Here is a 21,229-nt window from a genome sequence, read left to right as displayed (position 1 = left end):
CTTCCTTGCGCTGCGCCTGACGGCGTTCCGCGATCCGATGTCGTATTTCCATCGCTATTCGCGGCTCTCGGATTCGGAGGCGGTCGCGACCGCAAAAAGCATCTGGAGCCGGATCAATCTCGTCAATCTGCGCGAGAATATCCTGCCGACGCGGCAGCGCGCCGACCTGATCCTGACCAAGAATGCGGGTCACCTGATCGACGAAGTCGCGCTGCGGCGCTTGTGAGAGCGCCGCGTCCCGGACCCTGCGCAGCGTCCGGGACAAGGGTGTGGCTTAAGCCGCCTTTGCCGTCATGCCGCGGATCTCGGCCAATACCGCTGCAAGCTTCTCGCGATCCAGCGGCTTGGTGAGGAACGCATCCATGCCAGCGGCGAGACAGGCTTCGCGATGCTCGGGCAGCGCGTTGGCGGTCAGCGCAACGATCGGCGTGCGGATGCCGGTCCTCGCTTCGACCGCGCGGATGCGGCGTGTCGCCTCGAGGCCGTCGATGCCCGACATGCGCACGTCCATCAGGATCAGATCGAACGGCAGGCCGGCGCCATTCGCAGCGAAGAAGGATTCCATCGCGGCATGTCCGCTCGCCACCACCTGCGGGCGATGGCCGAGCTTCTGGAGCAGCGCGCGTGTCAGGAGCGCGTTGATCTCGTTGTCTTCCGCCACGAGGATCGACAGGCCATCCTTCCGGGGCGTGCCGAAATTCGGCAGCTCGTTCAATTCGTCCGCAATCTGCGAGAATCCGTCGCTGTCCACGCGCAGACGCTCGGCGAGCGAAGCGGCACGGATCGGCTTCACGAGATAGCCGGTAAGGCCGCGCGCCTTCAGGCCGTCGAGTTCGCCGCGTGCGGACGGCGTGATGGTCACAAGCCGGCACGGCACGTTACGCGTCGCCGCGAGCAGCGTATCGATTGCGTCGCCGCCAATCGCATGATCGATCAGCATCGCGTCCCAGCTGCGTTCGGGCAGCAGCGCCTGCGCAACCGCGTCGTTCGGTGCGATCGCCACCCGTGCACCCCAGCGTGTCAGGCGCCGCGCGATCAGCGCGGCTTCGATATTCGAAGGCGCAACGATCATGATCGAACGGCCGCCGAGATCGGGTGCGGTGAAAGCCGGCACGCGTTCGGCCTCGTGCGAGGCGGCGAGCGGCAATGTCACCTCGAACAGCGCGCCGGCGCCAGGCGCGCTTTCGACTGCGATACGGCCCTGCATGCCCTCGACGATGCGCTTGACGATGGCGAGGCCCAGACCCGCGCCATCCGCCTGGCTGGCACCGGCTTCGGTCTGTTCGAATTCCTCGAAAATCTTGTCGTGATCGGCGGCGGCGATGCCGACACCTGTATCGCGCACCTTAAACACGACCTCGCCCTGCCATGCACCGGGCTCGACGACGATGGCGACACCGCCTTCGTTGGTGAACTTGATGGCGTTACCGGCAAGATTGAGCAGTACCTGCTTCAGCCGCGTCTCGTCGCCGATCACGCGCGCGGGCAGGCGCTCGTCGACATAGCTCGCGATCTCGAGGCCCTTGCCCTGCGCGCGGATGGCGAGCAGTTCGGTCAGGTCCTCGATCATGGTTGCGAGCGGGAAGGGCCGCGCTTCGAGATCCAGCCGTCCGGCTTCAATCTTGGAGAAGTCGAGGATTTCCTCGATCAGCGCGAGCAGCGTATCGCCGGACATCTTCACGGCGCGTGCATAGGTGGTCTGTTCGGGCGTAAGCCTTGTATCGAGCAGAAGATCGGCCATGCCGATGATGCCGTTCAGCGGCGTGCGGATTTCGTGGCTCGCCATCGCGAGGAAGCGCGACTTGGCGCGGTTCGCCGTTTCCGCCTGATCGCGCGCTTCAGAGAGCGCATGCTCCGACATGACGCGGTCGGTAACGTCGCGGCCCACGCTCTGGATTTCGGTCTCGCCATTCTCGCCGCGGACAGCGCCTTCGCGCCACGCGATCCAGCGCGGGCCGTTCGCGGTCGCGATCTGCTGGTCATAGACCCGGCTGCCGTCCGGCAAGGTGGCGACGTCGCCCTGCTCGATGACGTTAAAGGTGAAGTCCGAGCCGCGAAGCGTTTCCGGGGCACCGTCGGCCAGCGCGCAGAATGCGCCATTGGCGAAGGTGATCGCGCCCTGCGGCCCGCGGCGGCGCACGATCACATCACCCTGCATGTCGAGGAAGGAGCGCGCCCGCTCTTCGGCCTCCTGCAGCTTCCAGACGCGGTCGGACAGCGCTTCGTTGCGCTTTTCGAGGCGGATCGCATAGGCGCGCCACGCGCGATTGCGATAGATCAGAAAGGCGGTGAATGTGCAGACAAAGGCGAACAGCGCCGCGACCCCGATCGCGAACATGGCCGGATCGTATTGCGATGTGCTGGTGGCTGTCGCCGAGAGGAGGCCGAAGCCGATCCAGATTCCGACCAGAAGCAGGAAGGCCATCCGCAACAAGCGGAAAACGAATGGTCGAATGCCGCCGCGCGGCGCCTTGCTCGAATGCATGCCTGACGTCCCATTGACCGCCCGTCGATGACGCGCGGCTCTTTCCCTTGCGGCGAAAGTGGGGCTGCGACAGTTGCCATTGGATTGATGCGCCGGACCGCTTTCGTGACGTCGTTAGCGGCGGTTTGCGGGATTGCTTAGAATTTTAGGGATCGGATTCGGGTTACGCCGCGCGTCGCATCTCGTCGGTGAGTGCGCGATAGGACAGCGCTTCCGCAAGATGAATGCGCCCGACATGCTCGCTGCCATCGAGATCGGCAAGCGTGCGCGCGACACGCAGCACGCGGTGATAGCCGCGCGCAGACAGCCTCATCTGGTCCGATGCATCGCGCAGAAGTGCGAGACCGGATTTGTCCGGCTGCGCTACCTGTTCCAGCATGCTTCCCGAGGCCTGCGCGTTCACACGGATCTGCGGCTGGCCGAGCGCCGTGTAGCGTTCGGTCTGGATCGCACGTGCGCGTGCAACGCGCTCTGCGACCTGTGCCGAGCCCTCCGCCGGGGCGGGAAGGATCAGGTCAGCGGCTGTCACCGCCGGCACCTCGATGTGCAGATCGATGCGATCCAGCAGCGGGCCCGACAGCCGCCCCTGATAATCGGCCGCGCAGCGCACATTCATGCCGCGCTTGCAGATATAGCCGGGATCGCTCGCATGTCCGCAGCGGCACGGATTCATCGCTGCGACCAGCATGAAGCGCGCGGGATAGGTGATCCGATGGTTGGCGCGCGCGATCGAGACATCGCCAGTCTCGAGCGGCTGCCGCATCGAGTCGAGCGCCTGCCCGGAAAACTCCGCGAACTCGTCGAGGAACAAGACGCCGTTATGCGCCAGCGACACTTCGCCGGGACGCGCGCGCAGGCCGCCGCCGACCAGCGCCGGCATCGATGCGGAATGATGCGGGGCGCGAAACGGGCGGCGATTGGTGAGGGAGCCGTCTTCGATTGCGCCCGCAACGGATGCGATCATCGACACTTCCAGCAGTTCCTCCGGCGTCAGCGGCGGCAGGATCGACGGCAGGCGTGCCGCGAGCATCGACTTGCCGGCACCGGGAGGGCCGATCAGCAATAGGTTATGACCGCCGGCTGCTGCGACTTCGAGCGCGCGCTTGCCGCTCTCCTGTCCCTTGATGTCGGCAAGATCGAGCCGCGTGCCTTCGACTTCGCGAATGCGCGGCTGCGGACGTGTCAGCACCTGCGTGCCGCGGAAATGATTGGCAAGCTGGATCAGTGACGATGCGGCAATAATCTCCATTTCCGGGCTGGCCCAGGCCGCCTCCGCCCCGCACGCCTTTGGGCAGATCAATCCTTCGCCGCGCGCATTCGCGCCGATCGCAGCCGGCAGGACGCCGGCCACCGGCGCGATCGATCCGTCGAGACCGAGTTCGCCGAGAACCGTGAAGCCCGAGAGCGCGTCGTGCGGGATCGCGCCAATCGCGGCCATCAGTCCGAGCGCGATCGGCAGATCATAATGGCTTCCTTCCTTCGGGAGATCGGCGGGTGCGAGATTGACCGTGATACGGCGCGCCGGCAGCGCAAGCCCCGATGCGATCAATGCGGAGCGCACACGCTCGCGCGCCTCTGACACCGCCTTGTCTGCAAGGCCGACGACATTGAACGCAGGCAAGCCGGGCGCGACCTGGACCTGCACGTCCACCGCGCGAGCCTCGATGCCCTGGAATGCAACCGTGGAAACCCGCTGGACCATGCCCCTCAAGCCCGTCGCCACGTCTCGGCTGTGCAAAAGGTAGCGGAGTCCGGTCCGCCTGACAAGAACATTTGCAGAACAAAACGACTCAGCCTACGTTTTTTGTCGGCACGGATGGAGCTGAGCATGGTCGATTTCAAAGCACTCGATATGGAGCTTGCCTTTGCACGCCGGGCGCGCCGCGAGGCGCAGATGGCCGGTCTCGATCTCGAGCGGGTCATCGAGCGGATGCAGGCGGGGTGCACGCTGCAGCAGATTGAGCTTGAAGAGCTGGCGTCGTTCCCGGTTTCAATCCGGACGGACTTTGCACCGCGCGCGGACGAAACCGAATTCCGCCAGGCGGCCTGACGTCAGTCCGGCTTTCCGACCTGAGGTTCTGCGCCAGCTTTGGCCATGCGCATGTGCAATTCGCCGACCAGCGCATCGAGACTTTTCGCAAACTGCGCGAGCTCGAAATTCTGCGGATCGTCGTGCTTGTTGCGGATGCCCTCGTCGAGCACCGAATGGAAAGCCGGGATCATCCAGAACCCGGCCCTGTGGCTCGCGACCGTATAAATCAACGCCAGCGAGTCGTATTGAGCCTGCGAGAAGCCCGGCGTAGGAGCGAGAAAATCGTTGCTGCGGCCATAGCCTTTCAGCGCGCGGCGCGGCTGGATCAATTCGACATGCAGGAACAGGCCCTTCAGGGCCGGACCGAAATTCTTCGCCGTTTCGAATTTGGTGGCGCGCCACGGCACGGTGAAATCATGTGCGAGAAAAATCTTTCCGCCGCGATTGATGAACACATGCGCGCGCTCGATGTCGTTCGAACATTCGTAGCGCGCCAGATTGTTGACCTTCGGATCGTCGTCGATCGAGACCGGCCAGGGCTGGCTACGGTAATTCGGCGTCGAGGTGTCGTGGAAGACGATGTAGGTCGCCGAACGCGCCAGCGGATCGTTGTCATGCGCATGCGAGACGGGCTGCGCGAGCGTGTCGATCAGGTCCTGCGTCGCGCCGCGATCGCGCAGCAGCGCCGCCAGCGTCTCGCGTGATGGTAGATCGGTGCTGTTGCCGACGCGCTTCTCGATTGCGGCCGGAAGCGCATTCATCGCCGCTCCCAGGCGGCCGACAGGCTCGACCGGATTGAGCAGGCAGCGCGCCTGATCGGCCGGCGTGCCGCTGAATTGCAGTGTGGCGTGGTCGAACTTGCAGAAGCCTTCGCTCTGCTTCTCGTTCAGCGCAATCGGCGGGCGTTTGGCAAAGCGGCATTTCCCGGCCGAGGAGAATTCGCCTGCAGATGACGCGGCGCATGACCATGCCATCGTTGCCGCGCAGGCCAACATAACAGATGAAATATGGTTCAGAGCCATCGACCTGCCGCTCGTCATGCGCGCCAAGCTAACGCAGGCGGCAACGCAAAGACAATCAATCAAAATTTGCAACGTCGCTGCGCTGTCGATGTCGTTCGGCGCCGTTGCCTAGATCTCGTTTCAGGCCCCGCGCTTCTTCTCGATCGCGTCCCAGACCATGGCCGCGATGTCGGGGCCGCCGATATTGCGGATCGCGCGGATGCCGGTTGGCGACGTGACGTTGATCTCGGTGAGATAGCCGTCGATCACGTCGATGCCGACAAAGAGCAGGCCGCGCTCCCTGAGCGCAGGTCCGAGCCGCCGGCAGATCTCGTGCTCGCGCGGCGTCAGTTCGGTGTCCTTGGGTGAACCGCCGCGCACCATGTTGGAACGCAGGTCGTCGGGCGCAGGCACGCGGTTGACCGCGCCGGCATACTCGCCGTCGACCAGGATGATGCGCTTGTCGCCGTGCTTCACCGCCGGCAGGAAGGTCTGCACCATCCACTGCTCGCGGAAGGTGGTGGCGAACAGGTCGTAGAGCGAACCGAAATTGAGATCGTCCTTCGTCAGCCGGAAGACCGAGCCGCCGCCATGGCCATAGAGCGGCTTCATCACGATGTCGCCATGCTCCTCCCGGAACGCCTTGATCTCGGCGAGGTCGCGCGTGATCAGCGTCGGCGGCATCAGATCTGAGAACTCCATCACAAAGATCTTCTCGGGCGCATTGCGCACATGGGCCGGGTCGTTGACCACGAGCGTCTTCGGATGCACGCGCTCCAGCATGTGGGTCGTCGTGATGTAGGCCATGTCGAAGGGCGGGTCCTGCCGCAGCAGGATGACGTCGAAATCGGTCAGGTCCGTGCGCTTGCCTTCGCCGAGCGTGACGTGATTGCCGATCTCGTCACGGACATCGATCGGTTGCACCGTCGCGAATACATGGCCGCCGCGCTGGGCAAGCTTGTCGGGCGTGTAATAGGACAGCCGGTGGCCGCGCGCCCTCGCTTCCAGAAGCAGGGCAAAGGTCGAATCGCCGCGGATATTGATCCGCTCGATCGGGTCCATCTGGACGGCGACATTGAGTGGCATGGCCTTTGACCCACCTTCCATTTTTCAGCGTCCGAATCCGAAATTCGCACGGGCGTTCCGCGCCTTCTGTTGCACACTTCGGATTCGAAGAACGCTGACAGCGCATTGATTTTAGTGTGGTTTTGGATCGGAAGTCCGCTTGATCAGGTTGCAGCAAAATGAAGCGGACTTCCGATCCACCGCACTAGTGAAAACGCGTGGTTAATAAATGCCTGCCATGCTCGCAATCCCAGATTCCATGACGATCCGGATTTTCGCGTGACATTCCCGAGACTCACGATCGCGGCCAAGCTTTACGCCATTTTTGCGCTGCTCGCGACGGCGGCCCTGATTCTGGCGCTCGCGGCCGTCGTCAATGCGAAGCGGCACTCGGCGTTGACCGACGAGTTCCGCGCGAGCTTCAACAGCGCCCGGCAGATCGAGCGGGCGCACTCCCTGATCAATGCGGTGGTGATGGAGGCACGGGCTCTCGTGCATGCCCCGGACGCTCCGTCCGCGCGGCGGACCGCGACGCAGCTGATCGCCAATAACGACCGGCTGGGCGATACGGCGACCGAACTGCAATGGGACGCGAAGCCGGAGGACAAGGACAAGATCGAGGCCTTCGCGGAGCGCATCAAGAATTTCCAGCAATTCCACCGCGAGCTGGCGCGTCTTGGCGCTGAGGTCGGGCCCGAAGCTGCGCGCGCCCTCGGCGAGAACGAGACCGATCGCACCGGGCTGTCGCGCGACATCGAAGGCATGGCGCAGGTCTACTCGCAGCGTTCGCAGCAGCTCTATGCGGCGATCGATGAAGGCGTGCGGGTATCGGCGATCGTGTTCGAGGTGCTGACGCTGGTTCTGTTGCTGCTCGCCGCCGCCGGTGCGGCAATCATCTGGCGCTCCTGCATCCGTCCGCTCAAGGCGATCACGCGCGTGACCGAGCAGGTCGCGGATGGGCAGACCGATGTGGTGGTGCCGTATCGCGGACGGCGCGACGAGATCGGGGCGCTGGCGACCTCGATCGGCGTGTTCCAGGCGGCGATGCGGCACAACAAGGAACTGAACAAGACCGTAAATAGCGATGCGGAAGCGCGCCGGCAACGCCAGGACCAGATCGCGGCGGAGATCGAGACATTCTCGGCGGAAGTCGAGGGCACATTGTCCGAACTGATGAAGATGTCGAGCCGTGCGAAAAAGGCTGCGACCGAACTCGGGCAGGCCGTCGAGATCACGGTCGATCGCACCGGCCGCGCCACGCAATCGTCCGAAGAATCGAACGCCAATGTGCGTGACATCGCCTCGGCGGCCGACGAACTGGCGATGTCGGTGCTGGAGATCGAACGGCAGGTTTCGCAGTCGCACGATATCGCGATGAAGGCGGTGACGGAGGCGGAAGCCACCAATGAGACGGTTCAGGAGCTGAGTGAGGCGGCCGGCCGTATCGGCGATGTGATTCGGATGATCAACGACATTGCCGAGCAGACAAATCTGCTTGCACTCAACGCGACGATCGAGGCGGCCCGCGCGGGCGAGGCAGGCCGCGGATTTGCGGTGGTTGCGGGCGAAGTGAAGGCGCTGGCCGGTCAGACGGCCAAAGCTACCGAAGAGATCGGTGCGCAAATTGCGGGGATGCAGCACGCGACCGACCGGTCGATCGCGGCGATCAGTGCGATCAAGACCACGATCCGCGAGATCGGCGATATTTCGAGTGCAATCGCTGCCGCGGTGACCGAGCAGGGCGCCGCGACGCAGGAGATCGCGCGCAGCGTCGAAACCGCGTCACGCCGCTCGGCCGAGACCACCACGCAGATCGCGAAGGTCACGGAAGCGACCGAAATCAGCCGCACGCATTCGGTTGCCGCGCAATATGTGTCCGATACGCTCGATGGGCTGGCGTCGCGGATGCGCAATCAGATCGATCAGTTCTTCGAGCGGCTGCGCGCGGCCTAGAGGATCGCTACTCCGCCTCGAATGCCCCCGGAATATGCTTCGGCAGCGATCGTGGCGCGACCAGCACCGCGTCGAAGCGCATGTCGCAGCCGTTATCTTCCGGATGCGCCGCAAGCCAGGCCGCTGCGGCCGACGCGATCCGCCGCTTCTGACGATCGGTGACGGACCATGCGGCGTCATCCAGCAGGGCACGTGCTTTCACCTCGACGAAGATCAGAAGCGATCCACGCTTCGCCACGATGTCGATTTCACCGGCAGGTGAGCGGAAGCGCCGCGCGGCGATCCGGAAACCCTTTGCGAGCAGCAATGCGGCGGCAAGGTTTTCGGCGGAGAGGCCGAGCTGGAACGCGGTCCGACGTTCCGGTGCGGGCGATGGTTTGTCCGATCGGGTGCCGGGCTTACGGGGCGCCATCGTCTCGCTCTTTCGCGAGTTCGAGCGCGCGCTGATAGATGTCGCGACGTGGCAGGCCGGTGGCGGCGACAATCTCACCGACCGCATCCTTGACCGAAACACGCGCGAGCGCCGCACGGATCAGCGTGTCGACATCGTCCGCCTGTGGCACTCCGGCGGCCTGCGGCGGCGCGACGACGATGACGAATTCGCCGCGCGTCTCCGCGTCACCCGCGTAATGTTGCGCGAGCACGGGCAACGACTCGCGCCGCACCTCTTCGTGCAGCTTGGTCAATTCGCGGCAGATCGCCGCTTCGCGATCGCCGAGCACATCGGCGAGGTCGGACAGTGTCGAAGCGATGCGCGATCCGCCTTCGAACAGGACGAGGCTCGCCGGAATGCGCGATAATTCGGTGATCCGGCTTCGGCGCTGCGTCGCCTTGGCAGGCAGGAAGCCTTCGAACAGGAAACGGTCGGTCGGCAGGCCGGATGCGACCAGCGCGGTCAGCAGCGACGAGGCGCCGGGCAGGGCGATCACCGGCAGTCCGGCCTCGCGCGCCTCGCGCACAAGCTTAAAGCCGGGATCCGAGATCGCGGGCGTGCCGGCATCCGATATCAGTGCGACCGAGCCACCATCGGCAATGCGCTTGAGCAGGCCCGGTCGCGCGGCCGTGGCATTATGGTCGTGATACGCCGTGGTTGGCGTTGCAATGCCGTAATGCTCCAGAAGCTTCCGGCTGACGCGCGTGTCCTCGCAGGCGATCAGGTCCGCACCCGCAAGAGTTTGCAACGCGCGCAGTGTGATATCGCCCAGGTTGCCGATCGGGGTGGCGACAAGGTAGAGCCCGCCCGCAAGTTTCGCGGCCGGGTAGGGGGTGCCGCCAATATGGAACCCCCGGGAGGGTTGCGTCATGGCAACACCCCGCGAAACACCGCCCCGATCATCCCGTCCGCTCGTTTAAACATTGGATGACAATATGCCAGATTGTACCGGTGAGCGCCCTATCGAGCAGCCTCGCGCGTGTTGTTTCTGAACTGTACGGGCTGATGCGAAACCCAGTCGTCCTGTCGCGCCGAAGATTTACCCTGTCGGCCCTGTCGCTCGCCGCGACGGGCTTGTCCGGCTGCGCCGGCAATGGCGGCGGGTCTCTGTCCGAAGCGCCCCCGCCTGCTCCGGCGGGACCGCAGCAACCGGGCAGCGAAATCGGCAGCGGGCATTACAAGGTGGCGTTGATCCTGCCGCTGTCGAGCGGCGGCAATGCAGGCATGGCGGCGCAGTCGATGAAGAATGCCGCCGAGATGGCGCTCGCTGAATTCTCGAATCCGGACATCCAGTTCCTGATCAAGGATGACGCCGGCAATCCGCAGCTGGCGCGCATGGTGGCCGGCCAGGCGATGGACGAGGGCGCACAGATCATCCTCGGTCCGCTGTTTGCGCAGAGTGTGCAAGCTGTGGGGTCTGCTGCCCGGCCTCGCAACATTCCCGTGATCGGCTTTTCCACCGACGCGAGCGTGGCGGCGCGCGGCGTCTATCTGCTGAGCTTCCTGCCGGAGACGGACGTGGTGCGCGTGCTTGGCTACGCGTTCGCGCAGGGCAAGCGATCCTTTGCCGCGATCGTGCCCGAGAATGCCTATGGCTCGGTGGTGGAAGCGGCATTCCGCGAGGAAATTGCGCGACGCGGTGGCCGTGTGGTCGCGCTGGAGCGCTACGATGCGGCGCGGCTGCAGGCCTCGATCGGAGTCATTGCGCAGGCGGCACGCGGCGCGGATGCGGTGTTCATTCCGGATGGCGGGGATGTGGCGCCGACCATCGCGCAGGGGCTGGTGAGCGCGGGCGTCAATACCAGGCAGGTGCAGTTGCTCGGCACCGGATTGTGGGACGATCCGCGCATCTTCAACGATGCCTCGATGCTGGGCGGGCTTTACGCAGCGCCGGACCCGTCCGGCTTTGCGAACTTCGCGCAGCGCTATCAGACGCGTTATGGCAGCGAGCCGGTTCGGACTGCGACGCTGGCTTACGATTCGACCGCATTGGTCGCCGCGCTCGTGCGTTCGCAGGGTGCGCAACGCATCACCGATCAGATGCTGACCAACCCGTCGGGTTTTTCGGGGATCGACGGCGTGTTCCGCTTCAAGGCTGACGGCACCAACGAACGCGGACTTGCGGTGATGCGGGTCGCTGCGGGCGGCGGGCAGATCGTGAGCCCGGCGCCGAAAACATTCGGCGGGTCGGGAACGTAAGGCGTTCTTTTCCCCTCCGCTCGCGGAGGGAAAAAGAAAGACCTACGCCGCGAGATCCGCGACGACAGCGTCGAGAATCGGGAAAGCGGCCTGCGTCACGCGAAGATGCCCTTTCGCCGTGGTCTCGACGGCGCCTTCCTCGCGCAGGATCGCGATGCGCTTCTGGTCGAGCGGGCGGCCCGACAATGCTTCGTAGCGCTGCGGGTCGATGCCTTCCGCGAGTCGCAGCCCCATCAGAAGATATTCGTCTGCGCGTTCCTCGCGTGTGAGCGCTTCGTCTTCCACGAGACCGTGGCCGAAACCTTCGACGCGCATCAGCCAGCTTTCCGGGCGCTTCTCGGTCGCGGTGGCGTAGCGGCGTCCGTCCGATTCGATGCGTCCGTGCGCGCCCGGACCGATCCCGGCATATTCATCGCCACGCCAATAGACCAGATTGTGCCGGCATTCCGCACCGGCGCGTGCATGGTTGGAAATCTCGTAGGCCGCAAATCCGGCCTTGTCGCAGACCTCCTGCGTCACGTCGTAGAGTTCGCGCGCGGCGTCGTCATCGGGTGTCTTCAGCTTGCCGCTGCGATGCAGGGCGTAGAACGGCGTCTCGGCCTCGATGGTGAGCTGATAGAGCGACAGATGCTCGGCCGCTTCCGCGATCGCGCGGCGCAACTCGTGCGACCAGGCATCGGCGGTCTGGCCGGGACGTGCATAGATCAGATCGAAGGAATAGCGATCGAACACCGAGCGCGCGATCGCCACCGCTTTCAGCGCTTCGGCCGCGGTGTGCAGACGGCCAAGTTCCTTCAGCGATTTGTCGTCGAGCGCCTGAACGCCGAGCGAGACGCGATTGACGCCCGCGGCACGAAAGCCGCGGAAGCGATCGGCTTCAACGCTGGTCGGATTGGCTTCGAGCGTGACCTCGACGTCGGGCGACACGGACCAGTGACGGCCGATGCCATCGAGGATTGCGGCGACGGTCTCGGGCTGCATCAGTGACGGCGTGCCGCCGCCAAAGAAGATGGTCGATACCGTGCGGCCCGGCGTGCGCGCGGCCGTCGTCTCGATCTCGCGCAGATAAGCCTGCACGTAGCGCGACTGATCGATGCCGCCATGGCGGACATGACTGTTGAAGTCGCAATAGGGGCATTTGGACAGGCAGAACGGCCAGTGCACGTAAACGCCGAAGGCCTGCGCGGCTGGATTCGTTAAGGTCATGTTAACGATAGTAAATGGCGAACCCTGCCTGATCCACCGGTAAGATCGAGGTCGTTAAAATTGTAACGATTCTGGCACTGAAATGGTTAACGCTAGGGCTTTTTCAGGCACGCCTCGGCAAGCTTGATGAAGGCACGGGCGCGGTGCGACAGGCCCTGTCCGCGCGGCGGCAGGCCGTGCTTCTCGTCGGAACTCATCTCGCCGAAGGTGCGGTCGTGCCCGTCGGGCAGAAACATCGGATCGTAGCCGAAGCCGGCTTCGCCGCGTGGCGGCCAGACCAGCGTGCCCTCGACAATTGCTTCGAAGTCTTCCGTATGGCCGTCCGGCCATGCGACGCAGAGTGCGGAAACGAAATGCGCGGTGCGGCGCGCCGGTGTCGTCGCGCCATGATCGCGCAACATCTGGTCGATGGTCTGCATGGCGCGCGCGAAATTCTTGTCGGGTCCGGCCCAGCGCGCCGAGTGAATGCCGGGCGCGCCGCCAAGGGCATCGACAACCAGCCCTGAATCGTCGGCAAAGGCCGGAAGGCCGGAAGCCTTCGCAGCGGCATGCGCCTTGATCGCGGCATTCTCGGCGAATGTCGCGCCGGTTTCTTCCGGCTCGGGAAGGTTCAGTTCGCCGGCTGACACCGCGTCGATGCCGTAAAGCGACAGCAACTCGCGCATCTCGCGCAGCTTGCCGGCGTTGTGGGTGGCGATGACCAGCTTGCCGGTGATCGGACGATGCGCGCTCACGTCACCGCCAGCTTCTGCAGATCGACCAGCTTGCCAACGCCCTTGCGCGCGAGCTTCAGCAATTCGAGGAATTGCTCCTCGCTGAAAGGCGTCTTTTCGGCAGTGCCCTGAATCTCGATGATGCCGCCCGATCCGGTCATCACGAAATTGGCGTCGGTCTCGGCGTCGGAGTCTTCGGCGTAATCGATGTCGAGCACCGCGGTGCCCTTGTGGATGCCGCAGGAGATCGCGGCGACATGATCGCGCAGCACGTCGGTCTTGATCATGTTGCGCGCCTTCATCCATTGCAGGCAGTCATGAAGCGCGACCCAGCCGCCGGTGATCGATGCCGTGCGGGTGCCGCCATCGGCCTGGATCACATCGCAATCGATGGTGATCTGGCGTTCGCCAAGCGCGACGAGATCGACAACAGTGCGCAGCGAGCGACCGATCAGCCGCTGGATCTCCACCGTGCGGCCGCCCTGCTTGCCGGCGGTTGCTTCACGGCGCGTGCGCTCGGAGGTCGCGCGCGGCAGCATGCCGTATTCGGCGGTGACCCAGCCACGCCCCTGACCCTTCAGCCATGGCGGCAGCCGGTCTTCCAGCGTTGCCGTCACCAGCACATGAGTATCGCCGAATTTCACGAAGCATGAGCCTTCGGCATATTTGACTACGCTTCGCTCGAGCGAAACGGCGCGCATTTCATCGGGTGCCCGGCGGCTTGGCCGCATCGTGGAGTCCTTCTCTCGTATCTGTGATTTGAATTTACACCTTGGCTCCCGCGCTTTTAGGAGGCACCGTCGCGCCCGACAAGCGCGGATTCGCCAAAAGGTGCGCCGGAGAGACCTCTTGCTTGATAATCTGATGCGGCCAATCCGCGCCTTCCGCCTGGCATACCTCCCGCTGGTGATGGTGTATTTCGCCTATGGCGCGCTCGGCCTGATCGACGTTTCGCGCGATTTCTGGATCAAGGAACAACTGCAACTGTCGCCGTCCGATCTCGCCAGCATCGGCGTGTGGCTGACGCTGCCCTGGACCATCAAGATGGTGTTCGGAGAGCTGGTCGATTGCGTGCCGATCTTCGGCTCGCAGCGCCGCGTCTACATCACGATCGGCGCGATGTTCACTGCAGCAGGGCTTGTCACACTGGCGGGCGCGGCCGGCGGCTGGCTGACGCTTCTGCGGCCCGACCAGCTTTACGTGCTCGGTGCGCTCCTGATCGTGCTCGGCACGGTGATCCAGGACGTTGTCGCGGATGCGATGTCGACCGAGGTGGTCAGCCGCGTCGATGCGGATGGTCAGCCGAGGCCGGAGAACGATGTCCGGTCCGAACTCGGCATGGTGCAGGTGATCGGCCGGCTGGCGCTCTCGGCCGGCATTGTCGCCGTCGCGGGCCTGTCGGGGATTCTCGCGGGTATCTTCTCGCGCGAAGCCGTATTCTTGATCGGGCTCGTGATCCCGGCTGTTTCGCTGACCGGCATGTTCATGATCGAGCAGGAAAAGGCCGCGCCCCGTCCGATCGACTGGCGGATTCTCGGCGGCGGTCTCGTGTTCGGCGCGGTCGTGCTCACGCTCGCGCTGGGCGGCATGCCGTTTGCGCAGGAAGTGATCTTCGCGATCTCCATGGCGGTGATCTGCACGATGCTGGTGTTCGTGACGCGCGAACTCGATCACAAGTCGCGCCTGGCGATCCTGTTCACCAGCATCATCATCTTCGCATTCCGTGCGACGCCCTCGGTCGGCGACGGTTATTTCTGGTGGACGCTGGATGTTCTGAAATTCGACGAAGGCTTCTACGGCGCATTGCGTCAGACCGGCGCCGTCCTCGCCATTCTCGGCATGTGGCTGTTCTCCAAGCAGCTCACCGAATATTCGGTGACCAAGACGCTGTTCTGGCTCGCGATCATCGGAACCATTCTGTCGCTGCCGAGCATCGGCCTCTATTACGGCATGGCCGACTGGACCGAGCGCATGTTCGGGATCGGTGCGCGTTCGATCGCAATCATCGACACTGCAGCAGCGTCTCCGTTCGCGCAGCTATCCATGATTCCGCTGCTGACGCTGATCGCCTTCTATGCGCCCTCCGGCCATCGCGCGACCTGGTTCGCGCTGATGGCGTCACTGATGAATCTCGCGCTCGTGGCAGGGCAGTTGCAGACGAAGTACCTGAACCAGACTTTCGCGGTTCAGCGCGGCGATTATACCGAGCTCGGCGCTCTCCTGATCGTGGCAACCGCCATCGGCTTCATCCTGCCGATCGGGATCATCCTGCTGCTGGGGCGAAGAGTCTGAGTGTATTGCGCTTGAAATTGCTCGCCTAAATCGACAATTCTTGCGGCCGAAGGAGCCCTGAATTGGCGTCACACGATATTCCGGTCGGTACGAGCCATGTCTCGCTCGCGGATCTGAACGAGCGGTCGCGCGACATTTTTCGTCAGATCGTCGAGAGCTATCTGGCGACCGGGGAGCCGGTCGGGTCGCGCAACATCTCGCGGCTGCTGCAGGTCTCGCTGTCGCCGGCCTCCGTGCGCAACGTGATGTCCGACCTTGAGCAGCTCGGCCTCGTCTACGCGCCGCATACGTCGGCCGGCCGGCTGCCGACGGAGCTCGGCCTGCGCTTTTTCGTCGATGCCCTGATGCAGATCGGCGACCTCAACGAAAGCGACCGGCGCTCCATCGAGGCGCAGGTTGCAGGGCGTGGCCGCTCCTACGAGAACGTGCTTACGCAGGCGTCGGGGATGCTGTCCGGTCTGACCCGGGCGGCAGGTGTCGTGCTCACGGCGAAGCTCAACTCCCAGCTGAAGCATATCGAGTTCGTGCGGCTCGAGCCGGAGCGCGCCCTTGTGGTGATGGTCGGCGAGGACGGGCAGGTCGAAAATCGCATTCTCAATGTTCCGGCCGGCCTGCCGACATCGTCGCTGGTCGAGGCATCGAACTTTCTGAACGCGCGCATTCGCGGCAAGACGCTCGCGGAGCTACGCATCGAATTGGAACAGGCGCTGGAAGCCGGCCGCGCGGAACTCGATCAGCTGACGCAGAAGATCGTCGCGGCCGGTTTCGCGAGCTGGTCGGGCGGTGAGACGGAAGAACGCAAGCTGATCGTGCGCGGGCAGTCGCATCTCCTCGACGATCTGAAGGCGCTCGACGATCTGGAGCGCGTGCGGCTCCTGTTCGACGACCTGGAAACCCGGCGCGAGGTGATCGACCTTCTCGGCCGCGCCGAGCGCGCCGACGGCGTTCGCATCTTTATCGGGTCGGAGAACAAGCTGTTCTCGCTGTCCGGCTCCTCGACCATTGTCGCGCCCTATCGGGATTCGGCCGGCCGGATCGTCGGCGTGCTGGGCGTCATCGGTCCGACCCGGCTGAATTATGCGCGGGTGATCCCGATGGTTGACTATACCGCCAAGGTGGTGTCGCGGATTCTCTCGGGAACTTGATTTTTGTCAGTCCAGCCCTGATATGACGGCGTAAATCACACCGTCACCGGACGCACCGCGATGAACGATACGCCACGGCCTGACGCGTCAGCGCCTGAATCCTCCGAGCCGAACGCTTCCGATCCCCAGGCGGCCGCGCCAAAGGTATCCAAGCCTTATGTCGACCCTTCGCTGCTGGTTGATGAAACTGCGGAGTTGAAGGACCGGCTGCTGCGCACGCTCGCCGACATGGAGAACCTCCGCAAGCGCACCGAGCGCGAGGTTGCCGAGGCGCGGCAATACGGCATCGCGTCCTTTGCGCGCGACATTCTGGGCGTGGCCGACAATTTCCGCCGCGCGCTCGACGCTGTCGGCCCCGAAGTCCGGGCCACGGCCGACGCGGCGGTCTCCTCGTTCGTCGAGGGTGTCGAACTCACCGAGAAGGACCTGCTTCGCATTCTCGAGAAGAACGGCATCCGCAAGATCGAACCGCAGGGCGAGAAGTTCGACCCGAACCTGCATCAGGCGATGTATGAGGTGCCGGATCCCTCGGTGCCGTCGGGCAGCGTCGTGCAGGTGATCCAGCCGGGCTACGTCATCGGCGAGCGCATCCTGCGGCCGGCCATGGTCGCGGTCGCCAAGGGCGGTCCGAAGATGGCCGCGCCGGTCGCGAACGATAACACGGGCGGCAAGTGACGCCGCGTTGGCGTTACGCGCGCCTCACTCCCGAGCGTTGATGCCGTCGCGGACCTGCCGGAAGCGCGTGAAGTTCTCCGGCCAGCTCGTCTTCGGCGAAATGCCGACCATGCGTATGAAGCCGCCGACTCCGAAGCGCATCCATTGCACGATCACGACATCGGTGTTGTCGCCGGCGGATTGCCCTTCCAGCCTTATCTCGTAACCCGGCTGCCCGCCGATGCGCATCGGCTCCTGCGACAGGATGCGCAGGTTGTTGAAGCCCTGGATAGAGCGTAGCACGTTCTGGGCGAAGTTGGCGCGTTCGTCGGCTTGCGACGGTGCACCGGCGCCGACTGAGATCATCGCGACCGCGTCGGTGCTCGGAAGGTCGCCAGTGCCGGCGCGCTCGGTCAGCATCACGGCGCGTCCGGGAACGAGCAGGCGCACGCCCTCGAAATTCGCCCGCTCCGTCAGCCGGAACGGCAATTTATCGAGAATTTCCTGCGGGGGAATGACGGCGCGTAGCGCGACCGTGCCTAACGTCTTGCGAACGACATCCTCGCTGTAGACGTCGCTGGCCTCTTCCGGGATCTGCACCGTGACGATGAACGAGAACGCCGTGTCGGCGTTTCGGTCGGTGATGTTGCGGCGCGTGATCATCAGCCATTTGCGGAACTTGACGCCCTCGGCTTCCTGGTCGCCGACCACGAGATGGGCTGCGCCACCATCGGTCAGCATCAGCTCACGCTTGGCATTGCTGACGCCGGGAATATTGATGGCGCCGGCGCTCATGGCCTTGAGGAATTGTTCGTAGACCGGGCCTGGCACCTGCGCGAGCAGGATCGCCGCCTTGCGGTCCCGGTCCTCGAAACCCGGGAAGGATGTGCTTGCGGTCATGCCGGGGGGCGGGACCAAGCCGATATGCGATCCATTCGGGAATGTCGGGTCGGCGGCCTGGACGGGACCGCAGAGCACAAGACCAAATAGCAGCAGGGCCGTTCGCAGCATCATTGGATCGGAAATCTCGGAACGGATTTTCGGTTTTGCGTTTCGCCGCAGAGCCGGGCATAGCCGGGGGCGGGCGAGGGGGGCGACGGCCGCAATGTACCAGCAAATCCGGTCATTGAAAGGCGGGGGGCTGCGCCGATGAATGTCGACGCGATCGCCACCCTGATCACGGTGCTGGACCTCCTCGGTGTCGCTGTGTTCGCGGTCACGGGCGCGCTGGTGGCCTCGCGCAAGCAGATGGACATCGTCGGGTTCGCGCTGCTCGCCACCGTGACCGGGATCGGCGGCGGGACCCTGCGCGATCTGGTGCTTGGACTGACGCCGGTCTTCTGGGTTCAGAGGCCGGTTTACGTGGCGCTCTGTATCGGCGTGGCCGGGCTGGTGTTTTTCACTGCCCATATCCCGGAATCCCGGTACCGCCTGCTCCTGTGGCTCGATGCCATCGGTCTGTCGGTGTTCTGCGTGGTCGGGGCAGACAAGGCGTTGGCGGCCGGCGCCGGCCCCTTCGTTGCCATCGTCATGGGGGTGATCACCGGGACGATGGGCGGCATCATCCGTGATGTGCTGGGCGGGGAAATCCCGGTCATCTTGCGCAAGGAAGTCTACGTGACCGCGGCCCTTGCGGGGGCGGCGAGCTTCGTTGGCGGCGCCATGGCCGGCCTGTCGCTGTCGGCCGCAGCGCTGGCCGGCTTCGCGATCTGTCTGGTGATCCGCGGGCTGGCGTTGTGGCGGGGCTGGTCGCTGCCCGTTTACCGGCCGCGGGCCGGCCGGACGCCCGATGAACTCGACCGCCGTTAGGGAAACCGAAACCGAAACATCGGAGCTTGCTGCCGCCGGACGTGCGGCCGCAAACCCCTGCGGATCAGGCGTTTTTCAGCCCAACTCCCGGCTCCTAACTCCTTGCGGCCCAAACCGCCCCTCCTATATGACCCGAGACGCCGCAGGGCTGCGGCGCGATCAATTTAGAGGGGGTCGGACACGGACGCACGGCGGGGAGGACCCGTCGAATCCCACGGTCCATCCGGGTGCCAGTCCTGGGCTCGGCCGATCTGCCTGAAAGAGAGGAAATTACAATGTCAAAGGTCATCGGTATCGACCTCGGCACCACCAATTCGTGCGTGGCCGTGATGGAAGGAAAGACGCCGCGCGTCATCGAGAATGCCGAGGGCATGCGCACCACGCCTTCGATCGTCGCTTTCACGGACGATGGCGAGCGGCTTGTCGGCCAGCCTGCGAAACGCCAGGCAGTGACCAATCCCGAACGCACCATCTTCGCGGTCAAGCGCCTGATCGGACGGCGCTACGACGACCCGACGGTGGAAAAGGACAAGAAGCTTGTCCCGTACAAGATCACCAAAGCCTCGAACGGCGACGCCTGGGTCGAGGTCGACGGCAAGTCCTATTCGCCGTCGCAGATCTCCGCCTTCATCCTGCAGAAGATGAAGGAGACCGCGGAGGCTCATCTCGGCCAGAAGGTCGAGCAGGCGGTCATCACGGTTCCCGCTTACTTCAACGACGCGCAGCGCCAGGCGACCAAGGATGCCGGCAAGATCGCGGGTCTTGAAGTTCTGCGCATCATCAACGAGCCGACGGCGGCTGCGCTGGCCTATGGCCTCGACAAGCAGAAGTCCGGCACCATCGCGGTCTACGACCTGGGCGGCGGCACCTTCGACGTGTCCGTGCTCGAAATCGGTGACGGCGTGTTCGAGGTGAAGTCGACCAACGGCGACACCTTCCTCGGCGGCGAGGACTTCGACATGCGGCTGGTCGGCTATCTCGCCGACGAATTCCAGAAGGAGCAGGGCATCGACCTGCGCCGCGACAAGCTCGCGCTGCAGCGCCTGAAGGAAGCCGCCGAAAAGGCCAAGATCGAGCTGTCGTCCACGACGCAGACCGAAATCAACCTGCCGTTCATCACCGCGGACGCCTCCGGTCCGAAGCATCTGACGATGAAGCTCACCCGCGCCAAGTTCGAGGCGCTGGTTGACGACCTCATCCAGCGGACGGTCGAGCCTTGCCGCAAGGCGCTGAAGGATGCCGGGCTGAACGCGTCCGAAATCAACGAAGTGATCCTGGTCGGCGGCATGACCCGCATGCCGAAGGTCCAGGAAGTCGTGAAGCAGTTGTTCGGCAAGGAGCCGCACAAGGGCGTCAATCCGGACGAAGTCGTGGCGATCGGTGCTGCGATCCAGGCCGGCGTGCTGCAGGGCGACGTCAAGGACGTGCTGCTGCTCGACGTGACCCCGCTGTCGCTCGGCATCGAGACCGAGGGCGGTATCTTCACCCGCCTGATCGACCGCAACACCACGATCCCGACCAAGAAGAGCCAGGTGTTCTCGACCGCCGCTGACAATCAGAATGCGGTCACCATCCGGGTCTTCCAGGGCGAGCGCGAAATGGCAGCCGATAACAAGCTGCTCGGCCAGTTCGACCTGATGGGCATTCCGCCGGCGCCGCGTGGCGTGCCGCAGATCGAGGTCACGTTCGACATCGACGCCAACGGCATCGTCAACGTCCACGCCAAGGACAAGGGCACCGGCAAGGAGCAGCAGATCCGCATTCAGGCTTCGGGCGGTCTGTCCGAGGCCGAGATCGAGAAGATGGTCAAGGACGCCGAGGCGAACGCCGAGGAGGACAAGAAGCGCAAGGCTGCGGTCGAGGCCAAGAACCACGCCGAGGCTTTGGTCCACTCGACCGAGAAGGCGCTGTCCGAGCACGGCTCCAAGGTCGGCGAGGGCGATCGTCGCGCGATCGAGAATGCGCTTGCCGATCTGAAGGAAGCTCTGAAGGGCACCGACGGCGAAGCGATTGCCGCAAAGACCAATGCGCTTGCGCAGGCTTCGATGAAGCTCGGCGAGGCGATGTACAAGGCGCAGCAGGAGGGCGGGTCGGATGGCTCCGACGCGTCGGGCGGCGCAGCCGGCGGCAAGAAGGACGATGTTGTCGACGCGGAATTCACCGAAGTCGACGACGACAAGAAGAAGTCGGCCTAAACCGACAATTGACGGCATGACGTCTCGCGGCGCATGCACATTCGTCA

General features: G+C 64.4%; 18 protein-coding genes and 1 pseudogene. 9 read left to right on the top strand and 10 right to left on the bottom strand.

Annotation, left to right across the window (positions count from 1 at the left end; translation table 11 throughout):
• Positions 1-226 (top strand): annotated as a pseudogene (locus VNZ93_RS02300) (type I pantothenate kinase); the annotation flags it as partial.
• A 48-nt stretch (positions 227-274) separates the two neighbouring features.
• On the opposite strand, the gene VNZ93_RS02295 reads toward VNZ93_RS02300, so the two are convergent.
• Positions 275-2,485, bottom strand: coding sequence for an ATP-binding protein (locus VNZ93_RS02295; protein ID WP_325699489.1), 2,211 nt, complete (start codon positions 2,483-2,485; stop codon positions 275-277).
• Between the two features lie 163 nt (positions 2,486-2,648).
• Positions 2,649-4,187: a YifB family Mg chelatase-like AAA ATPase gene (locus tag VNZ93_RS02290; RefSeq protein WP_325699486.1), complete on the bottom strand. Its 1,539-nt coding sequence runs from the start codon at positions 4,185-4,187 to the stop codon at positions 2,649-2,651.
• A gap of 126 nt (positions 4,188-4,313) precedes the next feature.
• Between VNZ93_RS02290 and VNZ93_RS02285 the strand changes: the two genes are divergently transcribed.
• Positions 4,314-4,535: a hypothetical protein gene (locus VNZ93_RS02285; protein WP_325699483.1), complete on the top strand. Its 222-nt coding sequence runs from the start codon at positions 4,314-4,316 to the stop codon at positions 4,533-4,535.
• Positions 4,536-4,537: 2 nt separating this feature from the next.
• On the opposite strand, the gene VNZ93_RS02280 is transcribed toward VNZ93_RS02285, so the two are convergent.
• Both VNZ93_RS02280 and gshB read right to left on the bottom strand, forming a co-directional pair.
• Positions 4,538-5,491: a hypothetical protein gene (locus tag VNZ93_RS02280; protein WP_325699480.1), complete on the bottom strand. Its 954-nt coding sequence runs from the start codon at positions 5,489-5,491 to the stop codon at positions 4,538-4,540.
• Between the two features lie 168 nt (positions 5,492-5,659).
• Positions 5,660-6,604, bottom strand: a complete 945-nt coding sequence (gshB, locus tag VNZ93_RS02275) for a glutathione synthase (protein ID WP_325699492.1) — start codon at positions 6,602-6,604, stop codon at positions 5,660-5,662.
• Between the two features lie 258 nt (positions 6,605-6,862).
• On the opposite strand from gshB, the gene VNZ93_RS02270 reads away from it, so the two are divergent.
• Entirely contained in the window at positions 6,863-8,536 is a 1,674-nt protein-coding gene (locus VNZ93_RS02270) for a HAMP domain-containing methyl-accepting chemotaxis protein (RefSeq protein WP_325699477.1), read from the top strand.
• A 7-nt stretch (positions 8,537-8,543) separates the two neighbouring features.
• Here the strand turns inward: VNZ93_RS02270 and VNZ93_RS02265 are convergent, their stop codons facing one another.
• Positions 8,544-8,948 carry a YraN family protein gene (locus VNZ93_RS02265; RefSeq protein ID WP_325699474.1) on the bottom strand — a complete coding sequence of 135 codons (405 nt, stop codon included), beginning with the start codon at positions 8,946-8,948 and terminating at the stop codon, positions 8,544-8,546.
• Positions 8,935-9,840, bottom strand: coding sequence for a 16S rRNA (cytidine(1402)-2'-O)-methyltransferase (rsmI, locus tag VNZ93_RS02260; protein ID WP_325699471.1), 906 nt, complete (start codon positions 9,838-9,840; stop codon positions 8,935-8,937). Before rsmI ends, VNZ93_RS02265 begins: the two co-directional genes overlap by 14 nt.
• Before the next feature lie 134 nt (positions 9,841-9,974).
• Between rsmI and VNZ93_RS02255 the strand changes: the two genes are divergently transcribed.
• Positions 9,975-11,168: a penicillin-binding protein activator gene (locus VNZ93_RS02255; RefSeq protein WP_325699468.1), complete on the top strand. Its 1,194-nt coding sequence runs from the start codon at positions 9,975-9,977 to the stop codon at positions 11,166-11,168.
• Positions 11,169-11,210: 42 nt separating this feature from the next.
• Here VNZ93_RS02255 and hemW read toward each other — a convergent pair whose 3' ends face one another.
• The 3 genes from hemW to rph all read right to left on the bottom strand — a co-directional run bounded on the left by hemW (position 11,211) and on the right by rph (position 13,818).
• The gene (hemW, locus tag VNZ93_RS02250; protein WP_325699465.1) at positions 11,211-12,374 is read right to left on the bottom strand and encodes a radical SAM family heme chaperone HemW; all 1,164 of its coding nucleotides are present in this window, start codon (positions 12,372-12,374) and stop codon (positions 11,211-11,213) included.
• A gap of 92 nt (positions 12,375-12,466) precedes the next feature.
• Positions 12,467-13,108, bottom strand: coding sequence for an RdgB/HAM1 family non-canonical purine NTP pyrophosphatase (gene rdgB, locus VNZ93_RS02245; protein WP_325699462.1), 642 nt, complete (start codon positions 13,106-13,108; stop codon positions 12,467-12,469).
• Positions 13,105-13,818 carry a ribonuclease PH gene (gene rph / locus VNZ93_RS02240; protein WP_325699459.1) on the bottom strand — a complete coding sequence of 238 codons (714 nt, stop codon included), beginning with the start codon at positions 13,816-13,818 and terminating at the stop codon, positions 13,105-13,107. Before rph ends, rdgB begins: the two co-directional genes overlap by 4 nt.
• A gap of 118 nt (positions 13,819-13,936) precedes the next feature.
• On the opposite strand from rph, the gene VNZ93_RS02235 reads away from it, so the two are divergent.
• From VNZ93_RS02235 to grpE, 3 genes are all read left to right on the top strand, one after another.
• Entirely contained in the window at positions 13,937-15,379 is a 1,443-nt protein-coding gene (locus tag VNZ93_RS02235) for a hypothetical protein (RefSeq protein ID WP_325699456.1), read from the top strand.
• A gap of 62 nt (positions 15,380-15,441) precedes the next feature.
• Positions 15,442-16,524: a heat-inducible transcriptional repressor HrcA gene (gene hrcA, locus VNZ93_RS02230; protein WP_325699453.1), complete on the top strand. Its 1,083-nt coding sequence runs from the start codon at positions 15,442-15,444 to the stop codon at positions 16,522-16,524.
• Positions 16,525-16,584: 60 nt separating this feature from the next.
• Positions 16,585-17,199, top strand: a complete 615-nt coding sequence (gene grpE, locus VNZ93_RS02225; protein ID WP_325699450.1) for a nucleotide exchange factor GrpE — start codon at positions 16,585-16,587, stop codon at positions 17,197-17,199.
• Between the two features lie 24 nt (positions 17,200-17,223).
• Here the strand turns inward: grpE and VNZ93_RS02220 are convergent, their stop codons facing one another.
• On the bottom strand, positions 17,224-18,192 hold the full coding sequence (locus VNZ93_RS02220) for a hypothetical protein (RefSeq protein WP_325699447.1): 969 nt from the start codon (positions 18,190-18,192) through the stop codon (positions 17,224-17,226).
• Positions 18,193-18,327: 135 nt separating this feature from the next.
• Here VNZ93_RS02220 and VNZ93_RS02215 point away from each other — a divergent pair, with 135 nt between their 5' ends.
• Both VNZ93_RS02215 and dnaK read left to right on the top strand, forming a co-directional pair.
• Positions 18,328-18,987 carry a trimeric intracellular cation channel family protein gene (locus VNZ93_RS02215; RefSeq protein ID WP_325699444.1) on the top strand — a complete coding sequence of 220 codons (660 nt, stop codon included), beginning with the start codon at positions 18,328-18,330 and terminating at the stop codon, positions 18,985-18,987.
• A 275-nt stretch (positions 18,988-19,262) separates the two neighbouring features.
• Positions 19,263-21,182, top strand: coding sequence for a molecular chaperone DnaK (dnaK, locus tag VNZ93_RS02210; RefSeq protein ID WP_325699441.1), 1,920 nt, complete (start codon positions 19,263-19,265; stop codon positions 21,180-21,182).
• Positions 21,183-21,229: the final 47 nt, after the last annotated feature.

The sequence above is a fragment of the Pseudorhodoplanes sp. genome (assembly GCF_035565795.1).
Classification (GTDB): Bacteria; Pseudomonadota; Alphaproteobacteria; order Rhizobiales; family Xanthobacteraceae; genus Pseudorhodoplanes.
Note: the sequence above shows the minus strand (reverse complement) of the source record. Positions and strands in the feature narration are given on the sequence as shown.